This is a genomic window from Escherichia sp. HH26CH (assembly GCF_009820205.1).
Classification (GTDB): domain Bacteria; phylum Pseudomonadota; class Gammaproteobacteria; order Enterobacterales; family Enterobacteriaceae; genus Escherichia; species Escherichia coli_F.
Map to the genome: position 1 here is coordinate 133,933 of NZ_VNXM01000012.1, position 14,497 is coordinate 148,429.

Genomic DNA, 14,497 nt, shown 5'->3' on the forward strand with positions numbered 1-14,497 from the left:
CAGCATAACTCATTAATAACATAAGAGAATGCGATGGCTTGCAAAAGTAATTCATTGTCTGAATAATATAAATTATATATAAATCTTATTTATGTGATAGTTTAAATTATCATTATAAATGATACTCACTCTCAGGGGCGTTGCGGTTTACTATGCAGGATACGGATTTTTTCAGCTGGCGTCGCACGATGCTGTTGCGTTTTCAGAGGATGGAGGCCGCAGAAGAGGTCTACCATGAAATAGAGCTTCAGGCTCAGCAGCTGGAGTACGATTACTATTCGTTATGTGTTCGCCACCCGGTACCATTCACGCGACCTAAAGTAGCTTTCTACACCAATTACCCTGAGTCGTGGGTGAGTTATTATCAGGCAAAAAACTTTCTCGCAATTGATCCTGTGCTGAACCCTGAAAACTTTAGTCAGGGCCATTTAATGTGGAATGATGACTTATTCAGCGAAGCACAGCCATTATGGGAAGCCGCGCGCGCACATGGTTTACGCCGCGGTGTCACTCAGTATTTAATGCTGCCAAATCGGGCGCTGGGCTTTTTGTCCTTTTCCCGTTGCAGCACGCGCGAAATACCCATTCTTAGTGATGAACTGCAATTAAAAATGCAGTTACTGGTGCGCGAAAGTCTGATGGCTCTGATGCGTTTAAATGATGAAATAGTGATGACGCCAGAGATGAATTTCAGCAAGCGCGAAAAAGAAATTCTGAAATGGACGGCGGAAGGGAAGACATCAGCAGAGATAGCGATGATTTTGTCAATCTCTGAGAATACGGTCAATTTCCATCAGAAAAACATGCAGAAAAAAATCAATGCACCGAATAAGACCCAGGTGGCCTGTTACGCGGCCGCTACTGGCTTAATTTGATCGCTTTTCTTTCTGCGTGCCAGATGCAAAAACCGGCTGAAAGGCATGCTCTCAGCCGGTTTTATATTACTGACGGTAGGCTTGTTTAATTTGCTTAACCGTTTTGGAAAATACTGCAGCCTGGGTTTCGTCTTCGATCAGCGCAAGCTGTTTTTCCATCTTTAACATCACGCGGCCCGCGTCAGCTTGTCCCATCGCCTGCAGCATCAGCGTCAGCATCGCTTTCAGGCAGGAGACTTCATTTGCCAGTTCTTGATTATTCTCGGCAGTAGAAAAATCAGGCGTACTCATTTATTTTCCTCGTCATGTTGCAATGAAAATTTGCGGTGAAAAATGTTAAGGCGGCGGAGTATACCATAAGCTTTGCTAAAAATAGCAGTGGTTGTTTTTTGAGCGCGCCGTCAACGGTGCTATTAAATGCGTTAATATAATGACCAATAAATATTTTTATCATGAATGTTTTTTGCCCGTATTGTTCGGGTTAATTAATGTTACATATTCAGCGGGCTGATTTTCATTTTTGCTGAATAAAGGTAATTTTTGTCACATTTCGTCGCAGGGCTTACTGTGAAACGATCCGGTAAGCCGTTGGTGACGGGCGTGACCATAACTGTGGACAATCGAATTGACTAAAACGAGAGAAAAATCGAATACCCACCATTTTTAACGTTTCAAAGTTGCAATAAAAACCGCTAATATACGAATGACTAACTATCAGTAGCGTTATCCCTATTTCTGGAGATATTCCTTTGATCAACGTTCTACTTGTTGATGACCACGAACTGGTGCGCGCAGGGATACGACGCATTCTGGAAGATATAAAGGGTATAAAAGTCGTCGGTGAGGCATCGTGCGGTGAAGACGCCGTTAAGTGGTGCCGGGCAAATGCCGTTGACGTGGTGCTAATGGACATGAGTATGCCGGGCATTGGCGGTCTTGAGGCGACGCGTAAAATCGCGCGTTCCACAGCTGATGTAAAAATCATCATGCTTACGGTCCATACAGAAAACCCTTTACCAGCGAAAGTCATGCAGGCCGGTGCTGCTGGCTACCTCAGCAAAGGCGCGGCTCCGCAGGAAGTCGTGAGTGCGATTCGTTCTGTCTATTCTGGGCAGCGTTACATTGCTTCTGACATCGCTCAACAAATGGCGTTAAGCCAGATCGAACCAGAAAAAACAGAAAGCCCATTTGCCAGTTTGTCTGAACGTGAATTGCAGATTATGCTGATGATCACCAAGGGCCAGAAGGTCAATGAGATCTCAGAACAGCTCAATCTCAGTCCGAAAACGGTGAACAGCTACCGCTATCGTATGTTCAGTAAACTAAACATTCATGGCGATGTTGAGCTGACTCACCTGGCAATTCGCCATGGTCTGTGTAATGCGGAGACATTATCAAGTCAGTGAGTGATCAGTTTGACGCAAAAGCGTTTTTAAAAACCGTAACCAGCCAGCCAGGCGTTTATCGCATGTACGATGCTGGTGGTACGGTTATCTATGTCGGCAAAGCGAAAGACCTGAAAAAACGGCTTTCCAGCTATTTCCGTAGCAACCTCGCTTCGCGCAAAACCGAAGCGCTGGTCGCCCAGATCCAGCAAATTGATGTAACGGTTACTCATACAGAAACCGAAGCGCTGTTGCTGGAACACAACTACATCAAACTCTATCAGCCGCGTTACAACGTTTTGCTACGCGATGATAAATCTTATCCTTTTATCTTCCTGAGTGGCGATACCCACCCGCGTCTGGCGATGCATCGTGGTGCGAAGCATGCCAAAGGTGAATATTTCGGCCCGTTCCCGAATGGCTATGCCGTACGTGAAACATTGGCGTTACTGCAAAAGATATTCCCCATTCGCCAGTGCGAAAATAGTGTTTATCGCAATCGCTCGCGTCCGTGTCTGCAATATCAGATAGGGCGCTGTCTGGGACCGTGCGTTGAAGGACTGGTGAGTGAAGAAGAATACGCTCAGCAGGTCGAGTATGTGCGCCTGTTTTTGTCTGGCAAAGATGATCAGGTGCTTACGCAACTCATTAGCCGTATGGAAACTGCCAGCCAGAATCTGGAGTTTGAAGAAGCGGCACGTATTCGCGACCAAATTCAGGCGGTGCGACGCGTCACCGAAAAACAGTTTGTGTCCAATACCGGCGACGACCTTGACGTTATTGGTGTGGCGTTCGATGCGGGCATGGCTTGTGTCCACGTATTGTTCATTCGTCAGGGTAAAGTGCTCGGCAGCCGCAGCTATTTCCCGAAAGTGCCGGGCGGTACGGAACTGAGCGAGGTGGTGGAAACCTTCGTAGGTCAGTTCTATTTACAAGGCAGCCAGATGCGCACCTTACCGGGTGAGATCCTGCTCGATTTTAATCTTAGCGATAAAACGCTGCTCGCCGATTCCCTTTCAGAACTGGCGGGACGCAAGATTAATGTTCAAACCAAACCTCGCGGCGATCGGGCGCGTTATCTGAAACTCGCGCGCACCAATGCGGCGACGGCCTTAACCAGCAAACTTTCGCAGCAATCTACCGTTCACCAGCGACTGACCGCGCTTGCCAGCGTGTTGAAATTGCCGGAAGTGAAGCGGATGGAGTGCTTTGACATCAGCCATACCATGGGTGAACAAACCGTCGCCTCCTGTGTGGTATTTGATGCTAACGGCCCGCTGCGTGCGGAGTATCGGCGCTATAACATTACTGGCATTACGCCGGGCGATGATTATGCGGCGATGAATCAGGTGCTGCGTCGGCGTTATGGTAAAGCCATCGACGACAGTAAGATCCCGGATGTGATCCTTATCGACGGCGGCAAAGGCCAGCTTGCACAGGCGAAAAATGTCTTCGCCGAACTGGATGTCTCATGGGATAAAAATCATCCGCTGCTACTTGGCGTTGCCAAAGGAGCAGATAGGAAGGCTGGGTTGGAAACGCTGTTCTTTGAGCCGGAAGGTGAGGGATTCAGTTTGCCGCCAGATTCTCCCGCGCTGCATGTTATCCAACATATTCGCGACGAATCACACGATCACGCGATTGGCGGGCACCGCAAAAAACGGGCGAAGGTCAAAAATACCAGTTCCCTGGAAACCATTGAAGGCGTCGGGCCAAAACGTCGGCAAATGTTGTTGAAATATATGGGCGGTTTGCAAGGTTTACGTAACGCCAGCGTCGAGGAAATTGCAAAAGTGCCGGGTATTTCGCAAGGTCTGGCAGAAAAGATCTTCTGGTCGTTGAAACATTGATGTCTCTGTAGCAACATAGGGGTAATCTTACTGACAACAGATAGTTACCCGTCATTATGCAATTTAATATTCCTACGTTGCTTACACTGTTCCGTGTCATCCTTATCCCATTCTTTGTATTGGTCTTTTATCTACCTGTCACCTGGTCGCCGTTTGCCGCCGCGCTCATTTTCTGCGTCGCGGCGGTGACTGACTGGTTCGATGGTTTTCTGGCACGCCGCTGGAACCAGAGTACCCGGTTTGGTGCTTTCCTTGACCCTGTAGCAGATAAAGTTCTCGTGGCTATCGCCATGGTGCTGGTAACCGAGCATTATCACAGCTGGTGGGTGACATTACCGGCGGCAACGATGATCGCCCGTGAAATTATTATTTCAGCGCTACGCGAATGGATGGCAGAGTTGGGTAAACGCAGTAGCGTGGCTGTCTCCTGGATTGGGAAAGTGAAAACCACTGCCCAGATGGTAGCGCTGGCCTGGCTGCTGTGGCGTCCGAACATTTGGGTTGAGTACGCCGGTATTGCACTTTTCTTTGTGGCTGCGGTACTGACTCTGTGGTCAATGTTGCAATATTTGAGCGCTGCGCGTGCAGATTTGCTTGATCAGTGATCGTTTCGGCGCAATTTTCAGCAAACGATCAAAAGTGGTGAAAAATATCGTTGACTCATCGCGCCAGGTAAGTAGAATGCAACGCATCGAACGGCGGCACTGATTGCCAGACGATAATAAAATCAAGTGATTAACTGATTGCTTGATGAATGCGGGAATAGCTCAGTTGGTAGAGCACGACCTTGCCAAGGTCGGGGTCGCGAGTTCGAGTCTCGTTTCCCGCTCCAGTTTAAAAGACATCGGCTTCAGCGGATGTCCGGCTGAAAGGCCTGAAGAATTTGGCGCGTTAACAAAGCGGTTATGTAGCGGATTGCAAATCCGTCTAGTCCGGTTCGACTCCGGAACGCGCCTCCACTTTCTTCCCGAGCCCGGATGGTGGAATCGGTAGACACAAGGGATTTAAAATCCCTCGGCGTTCGCGCTGTGCGGGTTCAAGTCCCGCTCCGGGTACCATGGGAAAGATAAGAATAAAATCAAAGCAATAAGCAGTGTCGTGAAACCACCTTCGGGTGGTTTTTTTGTACCTGCAACTTGTCGTTACACCCTCCTTAATTTTTAATCACCGGCAAAGCCACTCAAAAAGTATCTCTGATACGGACCGACATGTAAGATAGGTGTTGGCGAGTTGAGATCCACAAGGAAAAGCGTATGAAAACGGGACCGTTAAACGAAAGTGAGTTGGAATGGCTGGACGATATTCTGACCAAATACAACACTGACCACGCCATTCTTGATGTGGCGGAGCTGGACGGTTTATTGACGGCGGTGTTGAGTTCTCCGCAAGAGATTGAACCGGCACAGTGGCTGGTTGCCGTATGGGGTGGGGCTGACTATGTGCCACGCTGGGCGTCAGAGAAAGAGATGACGCGCTTTATGAACCTGGCTTTTCAGCATATGGCCGATACCGCAGAGCGTCTGAACGAATTCCCGGAGCAGTTTGAGCCGTTATTCGGCTTGCGAGAAGTCGATGGCAGCGAGCTGACGATTGTTGAGGAGTGGTGCTTTGGCTATATGCGGGGCGTGGCACTTTCTGACTGGTCAACGTTGCCCGATTCGTTAAAACCGGCGCTGGAGGCGATTGCGCTGCACGGTACTGAGGAAAACTTCGAGCGGGTAGAGAAGATGTCGCCAGAAGCGTTTGAAGAGAGCGTAGATGCCATTCGACTGGCGGCGCTTGATTTACATGCATACTGGATGGCGCATCCGCAGGAAAAAGCTGTTCAGCAACCGATCAAAGCAGAAGAGAAACCGGGTCGTAACGATCCTTGTCCGTGCGGCAGTGGTAAGAAATTTAAGCAGTGCTGCCTGCATTAAGAGGTCAAATTGGGTGTCAGCGTTAATTCTGGCACCCAATAAGATCTAATCATCCCACTTCTGGTAACAAGCCTGCCGCAATCAAAAATTGCACGCCAATCACAGCAATACCACAGAGAAACACCACCACCAGCGCCGGACGACCACCTTTCACCCGGTAACCCGCCTGAGGATTGTGCTTTCTGCTTTGCCAGGTCAACAGCGAAGGGATAATCAATGCCAGTACCGCCAGCGCCACACCGGCGTAACCCAGCGCCATTACAAATCCTCGTGGATAAAACAGTGCAAACGCTAACGGCGGCAGAAAGGTAATTGCACCAGTTTGCAATCGTCCACCAACGGTATTTGAACGCTGAAACAAATCTGCCAGATAATCAAATAAACCTAACGCAACGCCGAGGAATGACGTGGCGAGGGCTAAATCAGCAAATAAATGCACCGCCAGCTCAACATGCGGAGAGGCCACCATTTCGCGTAACGCCTGTAACAGCCCGTTTAATCCGGCATGATTAGCCAGCAATCCCATAAAGGTTGTTGAATCAATGCTGCCAAGCGTCGCCAGCTGCCAGAAAATATATGCCACCAGGGGGATCGCACTACCGGTTATAAACACCCAGCGTAGCTTACGAATATTGCCATCCATATAACTGACAATGCTCGGCACGCTACCGTGAAAACCAAACGACGTAAAAATCACTGGGATTGCAGACAGTGCCAACCCCTGTTGCAACGGCAGGGTTAATAGATTCACTTTGTGAATATGCGGTAGCAGCAGTACCAGCATTACCACCAGAAAAATAATTTTGGCGCTGAACAGAAAACGGTTAAATAAATCGACCAGCGAAGTTCCGACACAAACCACGCCACCGGCAACAAAAGTGAACAACAGCACGCCAGCGGTTGCCGACATTGAAATACCTGTCCAGTCGCTGATGCTGGAAGCCAACAATTCACCAGCACCGCTGATGTATGCCGCAGTCAGAGCATACATTAAGAACATCATACTGAAGCCCGTCAGCCACTGACCGTAGCGTCCCAGATAGCGTTTTGCCAGCGTGCCCAGACCGGTATCTGCCGGGACATGCTGGTACACCTCCAGTAGTAATAGCGCCGTGTAGCACATCAACGCCCAAAGCCCAATCAACAAGATTAACGTGATGCTAAAACCAACACCTGCCGCAGCCAGCGGCATTGCCAGCATGCCTGCGCCAATTGTGGTTCCCGCCACGATAAAAACACTTCCCAGAGTTCTGTTTTTCACGCTTTCTTCTGTCCTGACGATCTTTATGAGTGATATCTGCGGCGCAGGTTAAGGCATAACGGCTGCTTCGTCAAACCGGCGTTACATATGGTGTAAATTTAAATGTACAATAAAATGCGTTCAGTCCTGCGCTGGCGCAAAGTCTTCATAAGCGGCAATCGCTACGCTAGGCTTTTTTTTGAGGAGGAACGATGGACTCTATTCACGGTCATGAAGTGTTAAATATGATGATTGAATCAGGTGAGCAATATACGCATGCCAGTCTGGAAGCTGCGATTAAAGCGCGTTTTGGTGAACAGGCACGTTTTCACACCTGCTCGGCAGAAGGGATGACAGCGGGAGAGCTGGTAGCGTTTCTGGCAGCAAAAGGCAAATTTATACCTTCGGAAGACGGTTTTTCAACCGATCAGAGTAAGATTTGCCGTCACTGATTTGAAACGGCGGCAGAAAACCTGCCGCCGGAGAGCATTAGTTTTGTGTGTCGAGGGTAGAGAGTTCTTTGTCGATAAAATACAAACCTTCGCCGCTTTTGCCTGCAAGGCTTAATTTATCAATAATCGATTTGAACAGTTTCTCTTCTTCATGCTGCTCAGAAACATACCATTGCAGGAAATTAAATGTTGGGTAGTCCTGATTGGTCATTGCAGCATGAGCCAGTTCGTTAATTTTCTGCGTGATTAATTGTTCGTGTTTATAGGTTTCCTGGAATAATTCATCAAGTGAAGAATATTCAGCAAACGGAGATTCAACGGTATTAATACGCGGTAAGTTGCCGGTATCAGTCAGATAATCAAACAGACGCTGCATATGCGTCATCTCTTCCTGGGCGTGGCGGCGCAGGAACGCGGCAGCACCTTCGAAGGTATGATAGCTGCACCAGGCGCTCATTTGCTGATAAAGCAGTGAAGAGTACAGTTCCAGGTTCATCTGCTCATTAAGTTTTTCAATCATTTCTGGTTTCAGCATGATAGTGCTCCACAAAGGTTATATTTGTTGCTGTGGCGTCACTATAATTTGTTATTTTATTATTTGCAAAAGGTAAAATATAAACATCATTTATTAAAAATACGAATGGGAATAAAACGCATTACCGCTATTTATTTAATCAGCGAAGATCCCCCTCGCTGATTAAAACGTTTAGAGAAAGACAGGGAAGGCGGAATGATGGCACTGATATGACAAAGTGAATTCCGTATTCAAACATAAGGAACCCGCAAAGAGGCTACAGTTGCCTACTGGCTGACCAAAGGGGATAGCGTGGGTATAGCCTTCCTGCTGGCATGCGCGATCGGCGATCCCGCGACTGATATAACGATCGGTACGGGCATGCTGCAAAAAAGCCTGATCATAAACCAACCGAACAATACCTGTTGCCGCGTCAACTTCGCCCACATGAGCCTGGCGAGTAACTGTGCACCCCGCCAGCGTTATTAATGAAAGAGTCAGAATCAGAAGTCTCATGGTCCAGCCAGAAGAGTAAAAGAAAGCAGTATTTTACGCGTTACAGCGCTGCGACAATGGCCGGAAAAGACGCCTGGCAGGCGCTATTTCTCGCCATCTGTATGTGTCAGAAATGGGGGTGCTGCCTTTTGATTATCATTTTTATAACATTAAAGGGGTATTTATGTGATTTGCATCACATAAAGATTGATTTTTGTGATGGTTGTCATATTATAAGTGCAAAGACAATAACACCTGCATAACAAATAGTCGGAGTGCCGCGATGAAACTGCGCAAGATCCTGAAAAGTATGTTCAATAACTATTGCAAGACGTTCAAAGACGTACCGCCAGGCAATATGTTCCGATAACAAAAAACCTGCTCCGGCAGGTTTTTTTGTGTCCTGATGACGGTGTATGTGACTATCGCTGAAGATGTGAAGCCGCTACTATAACGGCTTTCAAAATGCTATCAGGAGTTTACGATGTCCCAGCCGCTGAATGCCGATCAGGAACTGGTTTCTGATGTGGTTGCTTGCCAGTTGGTTATCAAACAAATTCTCGACGTTCTGGATGTAATCGCACCCGTTGAAGTTCGCGAAAAAATGTCCAGCCAGCTGAAGAATATCGACTTTACTCACCATCCCGCCGCCGCAGACCCGGTCACCATGCGGGCAATCCAAAAAGCCATCGCGCTGATTGAACTCAAGTTTACCCCACAGGGCGAATCCCATTAAAAAACCGCTGCTTCAAAAAGATGAGGCAGCGGTTTCTCAAAAACTTCATCGGCGCAATGCATTAGCGCCGATGATGATCAATGCAGCTGATGCGACACGACATTCAGAACATGTTGGTCGGTCTGCACAGGGCACATACCAGCAAGTTTCGCACTGCGCACTTCATCAAGAATGGTTTGCAGCAACAGGCCATCATGCTGCTGCTCTTTTTCCAGATCGCGCAGGAAATTGACGGTTGAATCATCATTCAGTTCTTTAGCTTCATCGGCTAACTGTGCCAGCGTGCTTGAACGTTGCTCGTATTCTTCCATCGTTTTTTGGAAAAGTTCTTCCAGTGAGTTCAGTTTTTCACCGGGAACATCAATGGCTTTAACGATGGGAGTAGCGCCGACACTCTTCATAAAGTTAAACATGCGCATCATTTGGGTCACGTTACTCTGTGCCTGTGCGCGAAGGAAAGTGGCGGTGCCGTTCAGACTCTGTTCAGAACACCAGTTACTCAGGTGAAGGTAGAGATTGGATGCGTAAAACTCGCGGTTCATTTGAGAGTTGAGTTTGAGAAGCATTCCAGCGGTTGCCATACCTAATATCCTTATATCCAGAAGTGGAGAGGTGCAAGATAAATCAAAACACCATAATTACTGTTTGCAGAATAATTCCTTTCTGCCGGTCCGAAATGTGATCGTGGAGTCAATTCTGACGATGATCTGAAATAAGAATAACGTCTGAACGGGTATAAGAAAATGCTTAAATCATCAAGTTTATATATTTTTACATTTCATTGATGAAATCAATGTAACTGCAATGAATTTTAATGATGATGCTTTTTGTATCTTGTTGATATTAATAGGGGGATTTGAATTCATGATGAAGCAATGATTTTTTAAAACGTTTTTTCATTTTTGCGATATGGCTCTCAGTATACGTGTTCTGTTAATTAATGAGCACGGTGATAATTAATGGCGAAATGAATGACGCTCATTTTCCACATCTTTGAGTTGCGGTTATTACACCATTTCAAAAACTCAACGCCAGGTAATGCAGCCTATTGACTGGTTAAAAAGAAGACATCCCGCATGGGTACCAAAGACAACAAGGATTTCCAGGCTAATCTTATGGATTAATCTGCTGCGCGCTCGGTGATTTGTCTGACAAATAAGCTTTTCCTTATGTCTTTTCCCGCTAAATTTATGCACGTTCTCACTGTAATTCTGCGATGTGATATTGCTCTCCTATGGAGAATTAATTTCTCGCTAAAACTATGTCAACACGGTCACTTATCTTTTAGTTAAAAGGTAATGCTTTGTTTTCCGATTAATTTAACGAAAGTCATTCGTTTTTGCCCTACACAAAACGACACTAAAGCTGGAGAGAACCATGCACAAATTTACTAAAGCCCTGGCAGCCATTGGTCTGGCAGCCGTTATGTCACAATCCGCTATGGCGGAGAACCTGAAGCTCGGTTTCCTGGTGAAGCAACCGGAAGAGCCGTGGTTCCAGACCGAATGGAAGTTTGCCGATAAAGCCGGGAAGGATTTAGGGTTTGAAGTTATTAAGATTGCCGTGCCGGATGGCGAAAAAACATTGAACGCTATCGACAGCCTGGCTGCCAGTGGCGCGAAAGGTTTCGTTATTTGTACTCCGGACCCGAAACTCGGCTCTGCCATCGTGGCGAAAGCGCGTGGCTACGATATGAAAGTCATTGCCGTGGATGACCAGTTTGTTAACGCCAAAGGCAAGCCAATGGATACCGTTCCGCTGGTGATGATGGCAGCGACCAAAATTGGCGAACGTCAGGGCCAGGAACTGTATAAAGAGATGCAGAAACGTGGCTGGGGTGTCAAAGAAAGCGCGGTGATGGCGATTACCTCCAACGAACTGGATACGGCTCGTCGCCGTACTACGGGTTCTATGGATGCGCTGAAAGCTGCAGGATTCCCGGAAAAACAAATTTATCAGGTACCTACCAAATCTAACGACATCCCGGGGGCATTTGACGCTGCCAACTCAATGCTGGTTCAACATCCGGAAGTTAAACATTGGCTGATCGTCGGTATGAACGACAGCACCGTGCTGGGCGGCGTACGCGCGACGGAAGGTCAGGGCTTTAAAGCGGCCGATATTATCGGTATCGGTATTAACGGTGTAGATGCGGTGAGCGAACTGTCTAAGGCACAGGCAACCGGCTTCTACGGATCACTGCTGCCAAGCCCGGACGTACATGGTTATAAGTCCAGCGAAATGCTTTACAACTGGGTCGCAAAAGGTGTCGAACCGACCAAATTCACCGAAGTTACCGACGTGGTGCTGATCACGCGTGACAACTTTAAAGAAGAACTGGAGAAAAAAGGGTTAGGCGGTAAGTAATCTGCCGAAAAAATTCCCCTCTGCATGATGCAGAGGGGGTGTGAACGACCAGTGATTCACGGAGACGTTATGCAACAGTCTACCCCGTATCTCTCATTTCGCGGCATCGGTAAAACGTTTCCCGGCGTTAAGGCGCTGACGGATATTAGTTTTGACTGCTATGCCGGTCAGGTTCATGCGTTGATGGGTGAAAATGGCGCAGGAAAATCAACTCTCTTAAAAATCCTCAGCGGCAACTATGCGCCAACCACGGGTTCTGTAGTGATTAATGGGCAGGAAATGTCCTTTTCCGACACGACCGCAGCACTTAACGCGGGTGTGGCGATTATTTACCAGGAACTGCATCTCGTGCCGGAAATGACCGTCGCGGAAAACATCTATCTCGGCCAGCTGCCGCATAAAGGCGGCATTGTGAATCGCTCATTGCTGAATTATGAGGCGGGTTTACAACTTAAACATCTTGGTATGGATATTGACCCGGACACGCCGCTGAAATATCTCTCCATTGGTCAGTGGCAGATGGTTGAAATTGCCAAAGCGCTGGCGCGTAACGCCAAAATTATCGCCTTTGATGAGCCAACCAGCTCCCTCTCTGCCCGTGAAATCGACAATCTTTTCCGCGTTATTCGTGAACTGCGAAAAGAGGGGCGGGTGATCTTATACGTTTCTCACCGTATGGAAGAAATATTTGCCCTCAGCGATGCCATCACCGTCTTTAAAGATGGGCGTTATGTCAAAACCTTTACTGATATGCAGCAGGTTGACCACGACGCCCTGGTGCAGGCGATGGTCGGGCGCGACATCGGCGATATCTACGGTTGGCAACCGCGTAGTTATGGCGAGGAGCGGCTGCGTCTTGATGCTGTGAAAGCACCAGGCGTGCGTACGCCAATAAGTCTGGCGGTTCGCAGTGGAGAAATTGTCGGTCTGTTTGGTCTGGTCGGGGCAGGGCGTAGCGAATTAATGAAAGGCATGTTTGGCGGTACGCAAATCACCGCCGGTCAGGTTTATATCGACCAACGGCCGATTGATATTCGTAAACCGAGCCACGCTATTGCCGCAGGCATGATGCTCTGCCCGGAAGATCGCAAAGCGGAAGGCATTATTCCTGTGCACTCCGTTCGCGACAATATCAACATCAGTGCCAGACGCAAACATGTGCTCGGCGGTTGTGTAATCAACAACGGTTGGGAAGAAAACAATGCCGATCACCACATTCGTTCGCTCAACATCAAAACGCCGGGCGCAGAGCAACTGATCATGAATCTTTCAGGCGGAAATCAGCAAAAAGCCATTCTGGGTCGCTGGTTATCGGAAGAGATGAAGGTCATTTTGCTGGATGAACCTACGCGCGGCATTGATGTTGGTGCTAAGCATGAAATTTACAACGTGATTTATGCGCTGGCAGCGCAGGGCGTGGCGGTGCTGTTTGCCTCCAGCGACTTACCTGAAGTCCTCGGAGTTGCCGACCGGATTGTGGTGATGCGGGAAGGCGAAATCGCCGGTGAATTGTTACACGAGCAGGCAGATGAGCGTCAGGCATTAAGCCTTGCGATGCCTAAAGTCAGCCAGGCAGTTGCCTGAGTAAGGAGAGTATGATGTCTTCTGTTTCTACATCGGGTTCTGGCGCACCTAAGTCGTCTTTCAGCTTTGGGCGTATCTGGGATCAGTACGGCATGCTGGTGGTGTTTGCGGTGCTTTTTATCGCCTGTGCCATTTTTGTCCCAAATTTTGCCACCTTCATTAATATGAAAGGGTTGGGCCTGGCAATTTCTATGTCGGGGATGGTGGCGTGTGGCATGTTGTTCTGCCTTGCTTCCGGTGACTTTGACCTTTCTGTCGCCTCCGTAATTGCCTGTGCGGGTGTCACCACGGCGGTGGTTATCAACCTGACTGAAAGCCTGTGGATTGGCGTGGCAGCGGGTTTGTTGCTGGGCGTTCTCTGTGGTCTGGTCAATGGCTTTGTTATCGCCAAACTGAAAATAAATGCCCTGATCACGACACTGGCAACGATGCAGATTGTTAGAGGTCTGGCGTACATCATTTCAGACGGTAAAGCGGTCGGTATCGAAGATGAAAGCTTCTTTGCCCTTGGTTACGCCAACTGGTTCGGTCTGCCTGCGCCAATCTGGCTTACCGTCGCGTGTCTGATTGTCTTTGGTTTGCTGTTGAATAAAACCACCTTTGGGCGTAACACCCTGGCGATTGGCGGTAACGAAGAGGCTGCGCGTCTGGCGGGTGTACCGGTTGTTCGCACCAAAATTATTATCTTTGTTCTCTCTGGTCTGGTATCAGCGATAGCCGGAATTATTCTGGCTTCACGTATGACCAGTGGGCAGCCAATGACGTCGATTGGTTATGAGCTGATTGTTATCTCCGCCTGCGTTTTAGGTGGCGTTTCTCTGAAAGGTGGCATCGGAAAAATCTCATATGTGGTGGCGGGTATCTTAATTTTAGGCACCGTGGAAAACGCCATGAACCTGCTTAATATTTCTCCTTTCGCCCAGTACGTGGTTCGCGGCTTAATCCTGCTGGCAGCGGTGATCTTCGACCGTTACAAGCAAAAAGCGAAACGTACTGTTTGATGCTTTTTTCTGCAACAATTTAGCGTTTTTTCCCACCACAGCCAGCCGCCACAACGGTTGGCTGTTCTTCATTGCAAAT

The 14,497-nt window shown here is 48.2% G+C and carries 18 protein-coding genes and 3 tRNA genes; 14 read left to right on the forward strand and 7 right to left on the reverse strand.

Annotated features, from left to right (window positions below; genetic code table 11):
• Positions 1-152: 152 nt before the first annotated feature.
• Positions 153-875: a transcriptional regulator SdiA gene (gene sdiA / locus FQ015_RS02615; RefSeq protein ID WP_001154281.1), complete on the forward strand. Its 723-nt coding sequence runs from the start codon at positions 153-155 to the stop codon at positions 873-875.
• A 66-nt stretch (positions 876-941) separates the two neighbouring features.
• Here the strand turns inward: sdiA and yecF are convergent, their stop codons facing one another.
• From yecF to FQ015_RS24595, 3 genes are read right to left on the reverse strand one after another with little or no spacing between them, the layout of a single operon-like run.
• The gene (yecF, locus tag FQ015_RS02620) at positions 942-1,166 is read right to left on the reverse strand and encodes a DUF2594 family protein YecF (RefSeq protein ID WP_000106474.1); all 225 of its coding nucleotides are present in this window, start codon (positions 1,164-1,166) and stop codon (positions 942-944) included.
• A complete protein-coding gene (yecU, locus tag FQ015_RS02625; protein WP_039020704.1) occupies positions 1,153-1,329 on the reverse strand; it encodes a protein YecU in 177 nt (58 codons plus the stop codon). The genes yecF and yecU overlap by 14 nt, the downstream gene beginning before the upstream one ends.
• A gap of 37 nt (positions 1,330-1,366) precedes the next feature.
• On the reverse strand, positions 1,367-1,483 hold the full coding sequence (locus FQ015_RS24595; protein ID WP_001302039.1) for a hypothetical protein: 117 nt from the start codon (positions 1,481-1,483) through the stop codon (positions 1,367-1,369).
• 141 nt (positions 1,484-1,624) lie between these two features.
• On the opposite strand from FQ015_RS24595, the gene uvrY reads away from it, so the two are divergent.
• The 7 genes from uvrY (at position 1,625) to yecA (ending at position 6,029) form a co-directional block, all read left to right on the forward strand.
• Complete coding sequence (gene uvrY / locus FQ015_RS02630) at positions 1,625-2,281, forward strand: UvrY/SirA/GacA family response regulator transcription factor (RefSeq protein ID WP_000611328.1); 657 nt, start codon at positions 1,625-1,627, stop codon at positions 2,279-2,281.
• Positions 2,278-4,110, forward strand: a complete 1,833-nt coding sequence (uvrC, locus tag FQ015_RS02635) for an excinuclease ABC subunit UvrC (protein ID WP_001283421.1) — start codon at positions 2,278-2,280, stop codon at positions 4,108-4,110. The genes uvrY and uvrC overlap by 4 nt, the downstream gene beginning before the upstream one ends.
• A 56-nt stretch (positions 4,111-4,166) precedes the next feature.
• On the forward strand, positions 4,167-4,715 hold the full coding sequence (gene pgsA / locus FQ015_RS02640) for a CDP-diacylglycerol--glycerol-3-phosphate 3-phosphatidyltransferase (RefSeq protein WP_001160187.1): 549 nt from the start codon (positions 4,167-4,169) through the stop codon (positions 4,713-4,715).
• Between the two features lie 151 nt (positions 4,716-4,866).
• A tRNA-Gly gene (locus FQ015_RS02645) sits at positions 4,867-4,942 on the forward strand.
• A 53-nt stretch (positions 4,943-4,995) separates the two neighbouring features.
• Positions 4,996-5,069: transfer RNA gene (locus FQ015_RS02650), tRNA-Cys, on the forward strand.
• A 12-nt stretch (positions 5,070-5,081) separates the two neighbouring features.
• Positions 5,082-5,168, forward strand: a tRNA-Leu gene (locus tag FQ015_RS02655).
• Between the two features lie 195 nt (positions 5,169-5,363).
• A complete protein-coding gene (yecA, locus tag FQ015_RS02660; RefSeq protein WP_000847882.1) occupies positions 5,364-6,029 on the forward strand; it encodes a UPF0149 family protein YecA in 666 nt (221 codons plus the stop codon).
• A gap of 49 nt (positions 6,030-6,078) precedes the next feature.
• On the opposite strand, the gene tyrP is transcribed toward yecA, so the two are convergent.
• Entirely contained in the window at positions 6,079-7,290 is a 1,212-nt protein-coding gene (gene tyrP, locus FQ015_RS02665; RefSeq protein ID WP_039020705.1) for a tyrosine transporter TyrP, read from the reverse strand.
• A gap of 191 nt (positions 7,291-7,481) precedes the next feature.
• Between tyrP and FQ015_RS02670 the strand changes: the two genes are divergently transcribed.
• Complete coding sequence (locus FQ015_RS02670; protein ID WP_000377223.1) at positions 7,482-7,721, forward strand: YecH family metal-binding protein; 240 nt, start codon at positions 7,482-7,484, stop codon at positions 7,719-7,721.
• A 37-nt stretch (positions 7,722-7,758) separates the two neighbouring features.
• Here the strand turns inward: FQ015_RS02670 and ftnA are convergent, their stop codons facing one another.
• Both ftnA and FQ015_RS02680 read right to left on the reverse strand, forming a co-directional pair.
• On the reverse strand, positions 7,759-8,256 hold the full coding sequence (gene ftnA, locus FQ015_RS02675) for a non-heme ferritin (RefSeq protein ID WP_000917208.1): 498 nt from the start codon (positions 8,254-8,256) through the stop codon (positions 7,759-7,761).
• 171 nt (positions 8,257-8,427) lie between these two features.
• Positions 8,428-8,751: a YecR-like lipofamily protein gene (locus FQ015_RS02680; RefSeq protein ID WP_001237857.1), complete on the reverse strand. Its 324-nt coding sequence runs from the start codon at positions 8,749-8,751 to the stop codon at positions 8,428-8,430.
• Positions 8,752-9,013: 262 nt separating this feature from the next.
• Here FQ015_RS02680 and azuC point away from each other — a divergent pair, with 262 nt between their 5' ends.
• Together azuC and yecJ are read left to right on the forward strand one after the other, a co-directional pair.
• Positions 9,014-9,100 carry a stress response protein AzuC gene (gene azuC, locus FQ015_RS02685; protein ID WP_010723106.1) on the forward strand — a complete coding sequence of 29 codons (87 nt, stop codon included), beginning with the start codon at positions 9,014-9,016 and terminating at the stop codon, positions 9,098-9,100.
• A 114-nt stretch (positions 9,101-9,214) separates the two neighbouring features.
• Entirely contained in the window at positions 9,215-9,466 is a 252-nt protein-coding gene (gene yecJ, locus FQ015_RS02690) for a DUF2766 family protein YecJ (RefSeq protein ID WP_000082120.1), read from the forward strand.
• Between the two features lie 77 nt (positions 9,467-9,543).
• Here yecJ and FQ015_RS02695 read toward each other — a convergent pair whose 3' ends face one another.
• On the reverse strand, positions 9,544-10,047 hold the full coding sequence (locus FQ015_RS02695) for a non-heme ferritin-like protein (RefSeq protein ID WP_000179469.1): 504 nt from the start codon (positions 10,045-10,047) through the stop codon (positions 9,544-9,546).
• Between the two features lie 796 nt (positions 10,048-10,843).
• Between FQ015_RS02695 and araF the strand changes: the two genes are divergently transcribed.
• The 3 genes from araF to araH all read left to right on the forward strand — a co-directional run bounded on the left by araF (position 10,844) and on the right by araH (position 14,418).
• A complete protein-coding gene (araF, locus tag FQ015_RS02700; protein ID WP_039020707.1) occupies positions 10,844-11,833 on the forward strand; it encodes an arabinose ABC transporter substrate-binding protein AraF in 990 nt (329 codons plus the stop codon).
• 69 nt (positions 11,834-11,902) lie between these two features.
• The gene (araG, locus tag FQ015_RS02705) at positions 11,903-13,417 is read left to right on the forward strand and encodes an arabinose ABC transporter ATP-binding protein AraG (protein ID WP_001187824.1); all 1,515 of its coding nucleotides are present in this window, start codon (positions 11,903-11,905) and stop codon (positions 13,415-13,417) included.
• Positions 13,418-13,431: 14 nt separating this feature from the next.
• A complete protein-coding gene (gene araH / locus FQ015_RS02710) occupies positions 13,432-14,418 on the forward strand; it encodes an arabinose ABC transporter permease AraH (RefSeq protein ID WP_001306740.1) in 987 nt (328 codons plus the stop codon).
• The last annotated feature ends 79 nt before the right edge of the window (positions 14,419-14,497 follow it).

Bases quoted from the DNA above. Each gene is read 5' to 3' on its own strand.
- pgsA (WP_001160187.1), top strand. From the start codon at position 4,167: ATGCAATTTAATATTCCTACGTTGCTTACACTGTTCCGTGTCATCCTT.
- azuC (WP_010723106.1), top strand. From the start codon at position 9,014: ATGAAACTGCGCAAGATCCTGAAAAGTATGTTCAATAACTATTGCAAG.
- yecU (WP_039020704.1), bottom strand. From the start codon at position 1,329: ATGATAAAAATATTTATTGGTCATTATATTAACGCATTTAATAGCACC.
- araG (WP_001187824.1), top strand. From the start codon at position 11,903: ATGCAACAGTCTACCCCGTATCTCTCATTTCGCGGCATCGGTAAAACG.
- FQ015_RS02680 (WP_001237857.1), bottom strand. From the start codon at position 8,751: ATGAGACTTCTGATTCTGACTCTTTCATTAATAACGCTGGCGGGGTGC.
- FQ015_RS02670 (WP_000377223.1), top strand. From the start codon at position 7,482: ATGGACTCTATTCACGGTCATGAAGTGTTAAATATGATGATTGAATCA.
- ftnA (WP_000917208.1), bottom strand. From the start codon at position 8,256: ATGCTGAAACCAGAAATGATTGAAAAACTTAATGAGCAGATGAACCTG.
- araH (WP_001306740.1), top strand. From the start codon at position 13,432: ATGTCTTCTGTTTCTACATCGGGTTCTGGCGCACCTAAGTCGTCTTTC.
- yecJ (WP_000082120.1), top strand. From the start codon at position 9,215: ATGTCCCAGCCGCTGAATGCCGATCAGGAACTGGTTTCTGATGTGGTT.
- yecA (WP_000847882.1), top strand. From the start codon at position 5,364: ATGAAAACGGGACCGTTAAACGAAAGTGAGTTGGAATGGCTGGACGAT.
- sdiA (WP_001154281.1), top strand. From the start codon at position 153: ATGCAGGATACGGATTTTTTCAGCTGGCGTCGCACGATGCTGTTGCGT.
- FQ015_RS02695 (WP_000179469.1), bottom strand. From the start codon at position 10,047: ATGGCAACCGCTGGAATGCTTCTCAAACTCAACTCTCAAATGAACCGC.
- araF (WP_039020707.1), top strand. From the start codon at position 10,844: ATGCACAAATTTACTAAAGCCCTGGCAGCCATTGGTCTGGCAGCCGTT.
- FQ015_RS24595 (WP_001302039.1), bottom strand. From the start codon at position 1,483: ATGGTCACGCCCGTCACCAACGGCTTACCGGATCGTTTCACAGTAAGC.
- yecF (WP_000106474.1), bottom strand. From the start codon at position 1,166: ATGAGTACGCCTGATTTTTCTACTGCCGAGAATAATCAAGAACTGGCA.